The following is a 12,150-nucleotide window of genomic DNA, read 5'->3' as shown; positions in this document are numbered from 1 at the left end:
GCCCGTGCTCACAGCGTGGGCCTGGAGAGGCGTTCGGTGGCGGCGCGCAGGTAGGTTCCGGCGTCACTCGCGAGGGGTTCGCCGTGCCCGAAGCAGGCGGTCTCGACGTCGAGTGCCGCCAGCCTGGCGAAGGAGGCGAGGGCCTCGGCCCGGTCGACGTTGAACACGCCGGGGAAGACCGGTGTCCGCGGGTCGGCGGACTGCGGGTCGCGGGCCATGATGTCGCCGGCGAACAGCACCCGCGGCCCGGGCAGGTAGAGAGCGATGCTGCCGGCGGTGTGCCCCGGCGTGGCGATGGTCAGCGCCCCGTCGGCGATGTCGACGACGTCGCCGTCGGCCAGCGGGCGGTCGACCCGAACCGGTTCGGGTTCGGTGGCCGGCAGGCCGGCCTGGACCTGGTCGTACAGAGCCTGCTCCCAGTCGGCGAGATCCGGCGGCAGGGCCGCGGCGCGCCCCTCGACCAGCGGGACGTCCGCCTGGTGGGCGAGCACGGTCACCTCGCCCCAGGCCGCGACCTCGGCCGCCGCGCCGGCGTGGTCGACGTGGCCGTGGGTGAGCACGAGCTGCCGGACGTCCCGCGGATGCCAGCCGAGCCCGCGGATCGCCCCGGCGATGTGCGGCCCGGAGCCGGGCAGACCCGCGTCGATCACGGTGAGGCCGTCCGGGTCCCGCCACAGGTAGACGTGCCCGACGGGAAAGCGCAGGAAGTAGAGGTCCGGGACCAGCTCGACGACGTCCATGCCGGCACGGTAGGCACCGCCGCTCGCGCCCCGGGGCGGTCTCTGCCTGAGGCAGATTCGCCGTGAGCAGAGCGGATCGGTGGCGACCGCTGTTGATTCGGCGGTGAGCGGCGGAGACCGGTGTCGATGGTGCGTCGAGCGAGGTCGATGGCGGCAGGCCGTCCGCTGTCGGCGCAGCCCGGCCGGAGCAAAGCGGGGATACCGTCGGACCTGCCGCGGACACTGGCGAACCGGGCCCGATCAGACCGATGGGTGCAACGGGGCGTCGGTCGGAATCCGGGGCAGGAAGGGCACGGTTCGCGATGTTGCCCGTTGCGACGGTTCTCCTCCTCGCCGCGCTGGTCGCGGTGGGGGCCGTACTGGCGCTGTTCGTGTCGGCGGGCTGGTGGGCCGGTGTCGGCGTCGCCGCCGCACTGCTGCTGCTCGCGGTGCATGACGTGACCCAGCGGCGGCACGCGATCCTGCGCTTCCACCCGGTGCTCGGGCATCTGCGGTTCGCCCTGGAGAAGATCCGCCCGGAGATCCAGCAGTACTTCATCGAACGCAACTACGACGGGCGCCCGTTCGACCGCGACACCCGGACGGTGATCTACCAGCGGGCCAAGGGCATCCACGGTGACCAGGCGTTCGGCACTGAGCGGGACGTCAACGAGGTCGGCTACGAGTACCTGCCGCATTCGACCGCCCCGGTGCCCGTCGACCCCGGCGCGCCGCCGCCGCGGGTGCGGATCGGTGGGCCCGACTGCACCCAGCCGTACGACATGGCACTGCTGAACATCTCCGCGATGAGTTTCGGGGCGCTGTCGGCGAACGCGGTGCTGGCGATGAACCGGGGCGCGGCGGCCGGCGGCTTCGCCCACGACACCGGTGAGGGCGGCCTGACCGAGTACCACCTGCGGCACGGCGCCGACCTGGTCTGGGAGATCGGCAGCGGCTACTTCGGCACCCGAACCCCGGACGGCGACTTCGACCCGGCCCGCTTCAAGGACGTCGCCGCGCTGCCGACGGTGCGGATGGTCGAGCTGAAGCTGAGCCAGGGCGCGAAGCCCGGCCTCGGCGGCGTGCTGCCGGCGGCGAAGGTGACCCCCGCGATCGCGGCGGCCCGCGGGGTGCCCCTCGGCGTGGACTGCATCAGCCCGGCGCATCACCGGGTGTTCTCCACCCCGCGCGAGCTCGTCCTGTTCATCGCGCGGATGCGGGAGCTGGCGGCGGGCAAGCCGGTCGGGTTCAAGCTGTGTGTCGGAACCCGGCGGGAGCTGCTGGCGATCTGCAAGGCGATGGTCGTCGAGGGGGTCACCCCCGACTTCGTCGTGGTGGACGGCTCCGAGGGCGGCACCGGCGCGGCTCCGCTGGAGTACGAGGACCATGTCGGCACTCCGCTGACCGAAGGCCTGATCACGGTGCACAACGCGCTGGTCGGCGTCGGCCTGCGCGGGCAGGTCCGGATCGGGGTGAGCGGCAAGGTCGCCAGCGGTGTCGACATCGTGAAGCGGATCGCGCAGGGCGCCGACTACACCAACGCGGCGCGGGCGATGATGATGGCGACCGGCTGCATCCAGGCGCAGCGCTGCCACACGAACACCTGCCCGGTCGGAGTGGCCACCCAGGACCCGCGCCGGGCACGTGCACTGGACGTCGCGGACAAGAGCGAGCGGGTGCGGCGCTACCAGGCGGCGACCGTCGAGCAGGCGGTGCGGGTGATGGCCTCCCTCGGCTGTGCCGGCCCCGGCGAGCTCGGCCCCGAGATGCTGCTGCGCCGGGTCAGCCACACCGACACCCGCAGCTACGCCGAGCTTTTCGACTGGCTGGAGCCCGGGGAGCTCCTCGCCGATCCGCCGCGTGCCTGGGCGGCGGACTGGGCCGCCGCCGACCCCGACTCCTTCCGTCCCGGTTCGATCGACCTCCTCCCGGCCTGAGATGGGCTCGGGCGGGCGGTGGCGGGCCTGGGCTCGACAGCGGAGGGCCCGCCTAGACTGATCCGCGTGGGCGGCGTGAGCCTCATCCTGCTTGACGGGGTGCGCTGGAACGGCACTCCGGTCGCTGGCGACCGCCCGCAGGCGCTGCTCGCGGCGCTGGCAGCCGCCGGTGGGCGGCCGGTGCCGGCCGAGCAGCTGGCCGCCCTGATCTGGCGCGGGGAGCCGACGGCCAACGCGGTGAAGAGCCTGCAGGTCGTCGTGTCGCGGACGCGGACGATCCTCGGCGCCGGTCTGGTGGTGCGCGACGGCGGCGGCTACCGCCTCGACCTGGCACCCGACCAGATCGACAGCTCGTTGCTGGCCGCGCTGGCGGTCCAGGCCGGCCAGCTGCTGCCGGGTGATCCCCTCGCCGCCGCCGTCGCGGCCCGCCAGGCGCTCGCGCTGGGTGAGCCCCTCGTGGGGGCCCGGCTGGTGGCGGGCCAGCCGGCGGCGGCCCGGCCACGGGCAGCGCAGGAGAGCGCCCTGACCGACGGCCCGCTCGCGGACGTCCGCCGATCCGCCACCGCCGACCTGGCGACGGCCCGGGCCGTGCTCGGCCAGGCCCGCGGCCGCGCGGGGGAGCACGCCGAGGCCCTGCCGCTGCTCGAGGAGGCGGTTGCCGGCCGGCCGGACGACGAGGCACTGCTGGCCGATCTGCTGCGCAGCGAGGCTGTGGTCCGCAGCCCCGGTGCCGCCCTGGAGCGTTTCGAGTTCTACCGCCGCGACCTGCGGGATCGCCTGGGCACCGGTCCCGGTCCGGGGCTCGCCCGGGTGCACCAGGAACTGCTCGCGTCGGACCGGCCCGCCGTGCGGACCGGCCTGCGCCACGATGCCACCCCGCTGCTGGGGCGCGACCGGGACATCGAGCGGCTGCGGGCGATGCTCACCGGGGCGCGGGTGGTGTCGATCGTCGGTCCTGGTGGGCTCGGCAAGACCAGGCTCGCGAACGTGCTCGCCCGGGACAGCACGCTGCCCGTGGTGCGGATGGTGGAGCTGGTCGGTGTCGCCGCGCCGGAGGATCTGCTCGGCGAGGTCGGCTCCGCGCTCGGCGTCCGCGATTCGGTCAGCAGCCGTACCGTGCTGACACCGCCGCAGCGTGCGGACCTGCGGGCCCGGATCGCCCAGCAGCTGTCGAGCGGGCCCAGCCTGCTCGTGCTCGACAACTGCGAGCATCTGGTGGCCGCCGTCGCGGAGCTGGTCGCCTTTCTCGTCGCGACCACCGCGGACCTGCGGGTGCTGACCACCAGCCGGGCGCCGCTGTCGATCAGCGGTGAGCGGGTGTATCCGCTGGGCGCGCTTTCGTCGGCGGACGCGCTCGAGCTGTTCCGTGAACGTGCGGTGGCGGCGCGGCCCGGTGTCCGCCTCGACGACGCGGCCGTGGCGGCGGTCGTCGCCCGGCTGGACGGCCTGCCGCTGGCCGTCGAGCTGGCGGCGGCGCGGGTGCGGGTCATGTCGGTCGAGGAGATCGACCGGCGCCTCGCGGACCGCTTCGCCCTGCTGCGCGGTGGCGACCGCAGCGCGCCGGACCGGCACCGGACCCTGCTCGCGGTGATCGACTGGTCGTGGAACCTTCTCGACGAGCCCGAGCGGCAGGCGCTGCGCTGGCTCGCGGTCTTCCAGGACGGCTTCACCCTCGACACGGCCGAGGAGATCCTCGGGCCGGGGCCGGGGCCGGGGCCGGGGCCGGGGCCGGGTTCGGGGCCGGAAGCGGAACAGGCGCCGGAGCTGGACGTCGACGTCGTCGACGTGGTGCAGAGCCTCGTCGACCAGTCGCTGCTCAGCGTGCGCGAGGCGGTCGGCGGCGTGCGCTACCAGATGCTGGAGACCGTCCGCGAGTTCGGCCTGCTGCGGCTGACCCAGGCCGGCGGTCTCGCCGCGGCCCGCCGGTCGCGGCGCTCCTGGGCGGTGCGCTACGCGCTGCGCCAGGGCGAGAGCCTCTACGGCGCGGGGCAGTTCGACGCGGTCGACGCGGTGGCCGCCGAGGAGGCGAACCTCACCGACGAGCTCCGGGCGGCCCTGGCCGAGGGTGATCTCGAATCGGTGATGGGCCTGGTCGCGGTACTGGCCGGGTTCTGGGACATCCGCGGCGAGCACACGCGGCTCCTGACGTTGACCGGGGCGATCGGCGACGCGTTCGGTGGCTGGGAGCCGCCGCCCCGGGCGGTGCCGGTCACCCGGGCCGCGGCGTTGGCGGTGCTGAGCAGTGCGGTTGCCCTCGGGGACAGCGACGCCGCGCAGATTCGCGAGCTGCTGACGAGACTTGGCCCGGACGCGGCCGGCGATCCGCGGGTCGCCGCTGGTGTGCGCCTGCTGCTGGCCGTCGATCCGGCTCCCGACCAGCCCAGCTGGCACACGTACAGCGACAATCGGGAGGCCCTCGAACGGCTCGTGCGTGACGGTGACCGCCACTGCGCCATGCTCGCCCTGGTCTGGCTGACGCATCTGCACGAGAACGCCGGCGATTCGGCGGCCGCTGTGGAGGCCGCGGGGCGGGCTCTGGAGCTGACCCGGCCCGAGGACGGTCCGTGGCTGGCGGCGGGTATGCATACCCAGCTCGCCAACCTGAGCCTGCGGCGTGGCCAGCCCGCCGCGATGCGGGTCCACGCCCGCGCGGCCCTGCCCGTCCTGCGCCGGCTCGGTGCCCTCGACGACGCCGCCAACCTGCGGACCCTGCTCGCGGTCGACGCCATCAGCCGCGGTCAGTTCGACGAGGCCGAGGAGTTCCTGGCCGGGCTGGGTACCGAGGCCGGGGAGGCTGCCCGCGGAGCGGCAGCGCCGGAGAACGAGCTGCTGCTCGGCGGGATGATGGTGGGCCTGGCCCGGGCGGAGCTCATGACCGCCCGCGGCCAGGTATCGGACGGGCTGCGCGAGTACCTGATGGTGGCGCGGCGGACGCGGCTGATCACGCTGCCCGGGGTGTCGCAGAGCGGGCTGGAGCCCTGGCTGCTGTTCGGTGAGGCGGTGGCGCTGGCCGCGTTCAGCCGGTACGCGGCCGGCGACGAGCAGGTCTCGGTTGGTCGTGAGCTGTATACGTCCTGCCTGACGCGGTGCTCCAGGCTGCTGGAGGCTGCGTCGGCTTACCTCGACTACCCGGTGGTGGGTACCACGCTGTTCGCGACCGCGGCCTGGAGCCTTCGGACGTGGGCAGACAGTGCCGGTGCGGCAGAAGGCGCCGGCGGCGCTGGCGACGCCAGTGATGCTGTCGGCAGGACTGGCGCGGCGGACTGCGTTGTCGAGGACGTCGTCCGGCTGCTGGTGGCCGCGCGGCGGTTCGACTACGTGTCGGTCGTCAGCCCGCTGCACTGGCAGTGGGTGGCGGAGCTGCTCGAGCGATGCGCGCCGGGCCTGCTGTCGGCGGTCGAGGCAGGCCTCGGCGAGCGTCGCGGTGCGGAGCTGTTCGATGAGGCTCGGGACACACTGTTGCGTCTGGTGGGTAACGCGGGGACTACGGGTCTGGCGAGGACGACGGAGCACGCCGGGAGTTCGTGCCTCGTCCCGCACTCACAGGTTTCGCCGGTAGCTGGCGACGGACAGCGGCAGGAAGATGGCGATCACCGCGAGTCCGGTGAGCAGCGTCCAGGCGACCTGGGCGGTGACCGTTCCGTTGTTGGCCAGGTCCCGGGTCGCGGAGACGAGATGTGACACCGGGTTGACCTTCGTGAAGGTCTCCAGCCAGCCCGGCAGGGTGTCCGCCGGGACGAACGCGTTGGACAGGAACGTCAGCGGGAAGAGGATCATCATCGAGATGCCCTGCACGCTGCGGGCGCTGCGGGCGATCGTGCCGATCCAGGTGAACGCCCACGCGATCGCCCAGCCGGTGAACACCGCCAGCACCACCGCACCGGCGACGCCCGGCACACCGCCACCCGGCCGGTACCCGAGCAGCAGGCCCATCAGGTAGGTGAGCACGGCGGCGGTCACGTAACGCACCAGATCGGCGACCATCGGACCGGCCAGTGGCGCGACCCGGGACATCGGCAGCGACCGGAACCGGTCGAAGACGCCCTTGTCCATGTCCTCGCGTAGCTGCGTCCCGGTGGCCATGCAGGTCGTGAGCACCGTCTGCGCGACGATGCCGGGAATCAGCAACGGCAGGTAGCTGTCGACGTCGCCGGAGATCGCGCCGCCGAAGACGTAGGCGAACATCGCCGTGAACAGCAGCGGCTGCAGGGCCACGTCGAAGAACTGCTCCGGGTTGCGGCGCATCTTCTTCAGCGCCCGCCAGGCCATCGCGAACGTCTGGACGACGGTGTCCCCGGCCCCGACCCGGCCCTTGGTCCGGGCGAACGCGGCCTCGGTGTCGAGCGGCCTGACCGGTGACCGGCCGGCGAGCGGCGCAGCCGCAGGAGCGCCGATGACGGAGCTGGTGCCGGCGGCCGTGGTGGCGGCGTCGGTGGTGGTGCTCATCGTGCAGCCTCCAGAGCGGAGCCGGCGTGGTCAGCGTGATCAGCGTCGCCGATGTCGTCGGTGCTGTCGGTGCTGTCGGTGCTGTCGGTGCCGGAACCGTCCGCCGGGACGTCATGACCGGTGAGAGCGAGGAACACCTCGTCGAGCGTGGGCCGCGCGACGCTGACCGAGCGGATGGAGACCCCGGCGGCGCGCAGGCCGAGCAGCACGTCGGCGGCCCGGTCGGCGTCCGGGAGCGGGACGTTGAGCCGGCCGGCCTCGGGGGTGAGCACCGGCTCCTCGGCGAGGACGCGGCGCACCACCTCGGCGGCGGCGGCCTGGTCGGCCCCCGACTCCAGCTGGACCTGCAGGGTCGACTCGCCGACCTGCGACTTCAGGTCGTCCGGGGTGCCCTCGGCGACCTTGCGGCCGTGGTCGATGACGCAGACCCGGTCGGCGAGCTGGTCGGCCTCGTCGAGGTACTGGGTGGTGAGCAGGACGGTGCAGCCGTCGGCGACCAAGCCGCGGATGGTGTCCCACATCTGGCCGCGGGTGCGCGGGTCGAGGCCGGTGGTCGGCTCGTCCAGGAAGATCAGGGGCGGGCGGGTGATCAGGGAGGCGGCCAGGTCGAGGCGGCGGCGCATACCGCCGGAGAACTCGGCGATCCTGCGGTCGGCGGCCTCCTGCAGGCCGAACTGCTCCAGCAGGCGCCGCGCCGTCGAACGTGCGTCGGCGGCGCGCAGCCCCTGCAGACGTCCGAACAGCCACAGGTTCTCGGTGGCGGTGAGATCCTCGTCGACCGAGGCGTACTGCCCGGTGACACCGATGAGCTGCCGCACCCGGTTCGGATGCGCGGCGACGTCGACCCCGAAGATCTCGGCCTGCCCGCTGTCGATCGGCAGCAGGGTGGCCAGCATCTTCAGGGTCGTCGTCTTGCCGGCTCCGTTCGGGCCGAGAACTCCGAAGATCTCGCCCTGGCGGACGTCGAGGTCGATTCCGTCGACCGCGCGTTGTTCACGGAACGTCTTGACCAGGCCGCGGGCCTGGACTGCGGGTACGGCTCCCAAAGCGGGTTCCTCCGGGTGGGAAGGGAGGGAAACTGACACCCGGGACGGTAGTTGCCCGCGGTTTCACCGCACCTGCACGCCGCTTTCACCCGTCTGTCGGGCCGCCGTCGCTCGTTTCACGGCCCCGGCGGCTGCTGTGCCTGCGCCTGTGCCTGCGCGTGGCCGCGGGTGAGATCGCCGATCTGATCATTGAGGTAGGCCAGGACGGTGTCGTAGCCGGCCCCCAGCCCGAACTCCTCGTCGATGGCGACCAGCTGGGTGACGCCGACCATCACCAGCTGTGCCACCAGCGGGGGGCACCGCTCCGGTGTGACGCCGAGATCCGCCAGGGCCGCCGTGAACGCGTCCAGCTGGAGCTGCCGGTACTGCCGGTAGTACTCGACGATCGCGGAGCGGATCGCCTTGCGGTGGTTGGCCAGCGCCATGAACTCCAGGTTGAACCGCATGGTCGTGTTGATCCCGGCCTCGCGCAGGTCCCAGAGCTGCCGCAGGGTCGGGCGGGAGCGCAGCACCTCGCGGAGCAGTTCCAGCCCGACGTCCGCGCGCCGCCGGAAGACCTGCAGGAACAGGTCGTCCATGGTCCGGAAGTAGTAGTGCACCAGCTGTGGGGCGAGCCCGGCCCGCGCGCCGACGCGGCGCGACGTGACGGCGGCGTAGCCCTCCTCCAGCAGCAGCTGCTCGGCGGCGTCGAGCAGCTGGTCGCGTGTCGTCGACTCCTTCGTCGCGGTCCGCTGATGCGTCGTCTGATTCGTCGTCATAGGCGGTCAGTCCCCCAGCGCCGGAAGTGCCGGTGCGTCCAGGGGCTCGGCGGGCGGGTCCGCCTCCAGACCGACGTTGTTGAACACCTGCGCCAGGCAGAGATAGCTGCCGACGACGAAGGAGAGCTCAAGAAGCTGCGGCTTGTCGAGATGGGACGCGAGCACCTGCCAGGTCTCGTCGTCCACCCGGAACCGGTCGATCATCTGGTCGACCGCGGCCATCATCGCGCGTTCGAGTGGCGTCCACACCTCGGCCTCGGCGCCCTGGGGGATGRCGTGGATCTGTTCGGTGGTGACGCCGCAGGCCCGACCGATGCGGACATGGTGGATCCACTCGTACTGCGAGCGGGTTCGCCAGGCCACTCGCAGTACGAGCAGCTCGCGGTGCGCCGGGTCCAGCACCGAATCCTTGCCGACGAGGACCTCGGAGAAGGCGAGCCAGGGCTCGGTCAGCCGGATGTGGTGGGCGAACAGCCGCAGCGAGGTCGGCATCGGGAGCGCGTTCGGGCGGTCCGGCGCGAACAGCTCCGGCCGGCGTAAGTAGCGGGGCAGGGTCTGCGCCGCGTCGTCGCTCCACTGTTCGACCGGCAGCGGCGAGATGCGCGCTGACTCCGCCGTCATCGCTGGCACCGGGTGGCAGAAGGGCTCGTCATCATCGTTGTCAGAATCCTCATCCCGTCGGTGGGTGTAGGGGTGCGGGGGCGTGGGGGAGGGCGGGTCAGCCGGTCGCGGTCGGGGCCGGGGTGGGCCGTGGGACGAAGCCCGCCGCGATGACGACGCTGCAGTCGGCCGCGGCTTGGCGCAGCGGGGCGGCGGCCTGGTAGCTCTCCGACTCGTACCAGGCACGTGCCTGGTCGACCGAGGCGAACTCGATGACGACCGTCCGGCTGCCCGGCCAGGACCCTTCACGGATCTCGACAGCGTCGTCGACCACCAGGACCCGGCCGTCGTACTCGGCGAGCGACCGGCCGGAGAGCTGGCTGTAGGCCGCCATGCCGGCCGGGTCGTGGATGGTCTCGGTCACGATCACATACCCCTTGGGCACCGGCGGCTCCTCACCTGAACGTACGTTCATGGTCGAATGCTGTCACCGATTGGGCCTACCGTGCGACCGGCAGGCCAGGCTGGCCGGTGCTGGGAGTATGCCCCGCCACGCCGGCAGCCGCCACAGAAAACGGACCAGCGGTCCGGAAAATCGGCGGTTCGGCTTCCGACCGGATGCCCGGACCGGTACAACGGATTCATGACTCCGGTGAGCGAGTACGAGTTATCCTGCGGGCTGCCGCCGGGCCCCGACTTCGCGGAGCTCGCCGTCCTCGCGGAGGAGCTCGGGTACACCCGGGTGTGGATCTTCGACTCGGCCCCGCTGTGGGAGGATCCGTTCGCCCATCTGGCGCTCGCCGCGGCCCGCACGACGCGGATCGGGCTCGCGACCGCGGTCCTGATTCCCACCCAGCGCTCCGTCATGACCATGGCGTCCGGCATCGCCACGATCGCGCGGCTGTCCGGCGGCCGGTTCCGCGCCTGCTTCGGAACGGGCTACACCGCCCGGATGGCGATCGGCCAGCCGGCGATGCCCCTGGACGCCATGGTCGATTATGTCAGCTCGCTGCGGCGGCTGCTCGCCGGCGAGACCGTCGTGCTCGACGGAGCGCCGGCCCGGATGCTGCACTGGCCCGGCATGGCCGCGCCCCGGCCGGTCGAGGTCCCGCTGTGGCTCAGTGTGCTCGGACCGCGAGGCAACCGGCGGGCCCCCGAGGTGGCGGACGGGACGATCGGCCCCGTGCACCCCACGCTGCCGACCGCGACGATGGTCACCGGCACCGTGCTGGACGCCGGCGAGGACCGCGAGTGTGCCCGGGTGCGTGCGGCCATCGGGCCCTGGCGGGTGATCCCCTGGCACACCGCCCACGCCGTCGGGGGAGCGTCGGCGGTGGACCGGCTGCCCGGCGGCGAGCAGTGGCGGGCGGCCCTGGAGGCCCTCGCACCCGAGGGCGAGCGCCACCTGCTCAGCTTCGAGGGCCACGTCACGCACCTCACCGAGCGGGACCACCTTCTGCTGGACCACATCGACACCCGGACGATGGTCGGGGCCCCCGCGGACATCCGCGACGGGCTTGACAGGCTGGCCGCGTCCGGCTTCAGCGAGATCATGTACCAGCCGTCCGGCCCCGACGTCGCCCGCGAGCTGCGTGCGTTCGCCGCCGCACACCGGGCCGGCTAGGGCGGCCGGCCGGGGTGGCCGATCCGGGTGGCAGCCCGGGCCGGCCGGCCCCAATGCGACCAGCATTCACCTATCTGCCGTGTGAGTATCGGAGCGGATCTTGCATACTGTCCAGGTGGACTCGGACGGCCTCGTGGCGTGCGCATCCGTGGGCTACGAGCCCGGTTCGGCCCGCTGGTGGATCCAGCGCTCGGACCTCGAACGCCGCCGGCGGCCGCGGCTCGGCGGGCTGTCCACCGAGCGGATCATCGGAGCCGCCCTCGACGTCCTGCGCGAGGACGGGCTGGACGCCCTCACGGTGCGCGCCGTCGCCGAGCGGCTCGGCACCAGCAACGCCTCGCTCTACCGGCACATCGCCAGCCGGGACGAACTGATCGCGCTGATCGGGGACCACGTCATGGGCGACATCCGGATCGGGCGCACCGGCCGCGGCTGGCGAGCCGACATCGAAGTGCTCATGAGCGAGATGCGCAGGGTCATTCTCAACCAGCCGCTTCCCGACGCGGCGGGGCGGAACATGCACGGCTACGGCCCCAACATGCTGCGCTTCGTCAACGCGGCGGTGACCGCCTTCGACTCCGCCGGGCTGCCCAGGGCGGAGGCCGTGTACACGACCATCGCCATGATCGAGCTCGTGGCGGGTGCGGCGACCATCCAGCGCAGCCGTTCCGGCCGCAGCCCGAGCGGCGTCCCGGCCGGCGCCGGCTTCGACGAGCTGCTCGACCGCCTGCCCCCCGATGATGTCGCGGCGCTCCGCGAGACCGGGGACGTCTACCTGTCCGCGCCGGTCGACGCCGTCTTCGCGCACAGCATGGCGATCTTCCTCGACGGCGTCACCAGCCGGCTCCCCGCCGGCCACTGACACCGGCGCGCAGCAGCACCCGCGCGCAGCAGCACCCGCGTACAGCGGAACCCGCGTATAGCAGTGCCGCGCACAGCGTGCGCGTATAGCAGTGCGCGCACAGCGCCCGCCCGGCGGCGGTGAGATCTCCTTGCCCACGAGTTAACGCCTGCGCGCGC

Annotated in this window: 9 protein-coding genes and 1 pseudogene; 4 read left to right on the top strand and 6 right to left on the bottom strand. The window is 72.8% G+C overall.

Going from position 1 to position 12,150, the window contains the following annotated elements; genetic code table 11:
- Positions 1 to 8 precede the first annotated feature (8 nt).
- Complete coding sequence (locus CcI49_RS34665) at positions 9 to 740, bottom strand: MBL fold metallo-hydrolase (RefSeq protein ID WP_076833683.1); 732 nt, start codon at positions 738 to 740, stop codon at positions 9 to 11.
- Between the two features lie 302 nt (positions 741 to 1,042).
- Between CcI49_RS34665 and CcI49_RS34660 the strand changes: the two genes are divergently transcribed.
- Positions 1,043 to 2,656 carry an FMN-binding glutamate synthase family protein gene (locus CcI49_RS34660; protein WP_076833682.1) on the top strand — a complete coding sequence of 538 codons (1,614 nt, stop codon included), beginning with the start codon at positions 1,043 to 1,045 and terminating at the stop codon, positions 2,654 to 2,656.
- Between the two features lie 18 nt (positions 2,657 to 2,674).
- Positions 2,675 to 4,249 (top strand): annotated as a pseudogene (locus tag CcI49_RS43845) (BTAD domain-containing putative transcriptional regulator); the annotation flags it as partial.
- Positions 4,250 to 6,196: 1,947 nt separating this feature from the next.
- Here the strand turns inward: CcI49_RS43845 and CcI49_RS34650 are convergent.
- From CcI49_RS34650 to CcI49_RS34630, 5 genes are all read right to left on the bottom strand, one after another.
- Entirely contained in the window at positions 6,197 to 7,102 is a 906-nt protein-coding gene (locus CcI49_RS34650; RefSeq protein ID WP_116437581.1) for an ABC transporter permease, read from the bottom strand.
- Positions 7,099 to 8,148, bottom strand: coding sequence for an ATP-binding cassette domain-containing protein (locus CcI49_RS34645; RefSeq protein ID WP_076833678.1), 1,050 nt, complete (start codon positions 8,146 to 8,148; stop codon positions 7,099 to 7,101). Before CcI49_RS34645 ends, CcI49_RS34650 begins: the two co-directional genes overlap by 4 nt.
- Before the next feature lie 116 nt (positions 8,149 to 8,264).
- Entirely contained in the window at positions 8,265 to 8,906 is a 642-nt protein-coding gene (locus CcI49_RS34640) for a TetR/AcrR family transcriptional regulator (protein ID WP_076833676.1), read from the bottom strand.
- 6 nt (positions 8,907 to 8,912) lie between these two features.
- The gene (locus tag CcI49_RS34635) at positions 8,913 to 9,527 is read right to left on the bottom strand and encodes a carboxymuconolactone decarboxylase family protein (protein WP_076833673.1); all 615 of its coding nucleotides are present in this window, start codon (positions 9,525 to 9,527) and stop codon (positions 8,913 to 8,915) included.
- A 97-nt stretch (positions 9,528 to 9,624) separates the two neighbouring features.
- Entirely contained in the window at positions 9,625 to 9,981 is a 357-nt protein-coding gene (locus CcI49_RS34630) for a DUF1330 domain-containing protein (protein WP_076833670.1), read from the bottom strand.
- A 168-nt stretch (positions 9,982 to 10,149) separates the two neighbouring features.
- On the opposite strand from CcI49_RS34630, the gene CcI49_RS34625 reads away from it, so the two are divergent.
- Both CcI49_RS34625 and CcI49_RS34620 read left to right on the top strand, forming a co-directional pair.
- On the top strand, positions 10,150 to 11,130 hold the full coding sequence (locus CcI49_RS34625; protein ID WP_076833668.1) for an LLM class flavin-dependent oxidoreductase: 981 nt from the start codon (positions 10,150 to 10,152) through the stop codon (positions 11,128 to 11,130).
- Positions 11,131 to 11,230: 100 nt separating this feature from the next.
- Entirely contained in the window at positions 11,231 to 11,992 is a 762-nt protein-coding gene (locus tag CcI49_RS34620; RefSeq protein WP_076833666.1) for a TetR/AcrR family transcriptional regulator, read from the top strand.
- Positions 11,993 to 12,150 lie beyond the last annotated feature (158 nt).

The sequence above is a fragment of the Frankia sp. CcI49 genome (genome assembly GCF_001983215.1).
In the GTDB taxonomy this organism is placed as follows: Bacteria; Actinomycetota; Actinomycetes; order Frankiales; family Frankiaceae; genus Parafrankia; species Parafrankia irregularis.
The sequence above is the reverse complement of the archived record's forward strand: the minus strand, read 5'-3'. Positions and strand labels throughout refer to the sequence as shown.

What these genes read in the sequence shown, in the direction of transcription:
- CcI49_RS34665 (WP_076833683.1), bottom strand. Translation starts at nt 740, where the DNA reads ATGGACGTCGTCGAGCTGGTCCCGGACCTCTACTTCCTGCGCTTTCCC.
- CcI49_RS34660 (WP_076833682.1), top strand. Translation starts at nt 1,043, where the DNA reads ATGTTGCCCGTTGCGACGGTTCTCCTCCTCGCCGCGCTGGTCGCGGTG.
- CcI49_RS34650 (WP_116437581.1), bottom strand. Translation starts at nt 7,102, where the DNA reads ATGAGCACCACCACCGACGCCGCCACCACGGCCGCCGGCACCAGCTCC.
- CcI49_RS34640 (WP_076833676.1), bottom strand. Translation starts at nt 8,906, where the DNA reads ATGACGACGAATCAGACGACGCATCAGCGGACCGCGACGAAGGAGTCG.
- CcI49_RS34630 (WP_076833670.1), bottom strand. Translation starts at nt 9,981, where the DNA reads ATGAACGTACGTTCAGGTGAGGAGCCGCCGGTGCCCAAGGGGTATGTG.
- CcI49_RS34625 (WP_076833668.1), top strand. Translation starts at nt 10,150, where the DNA reads ATGACTCCGGTGAGCGAGTACGAGTTATCCTGCGGGCTGCCGCCGGGC.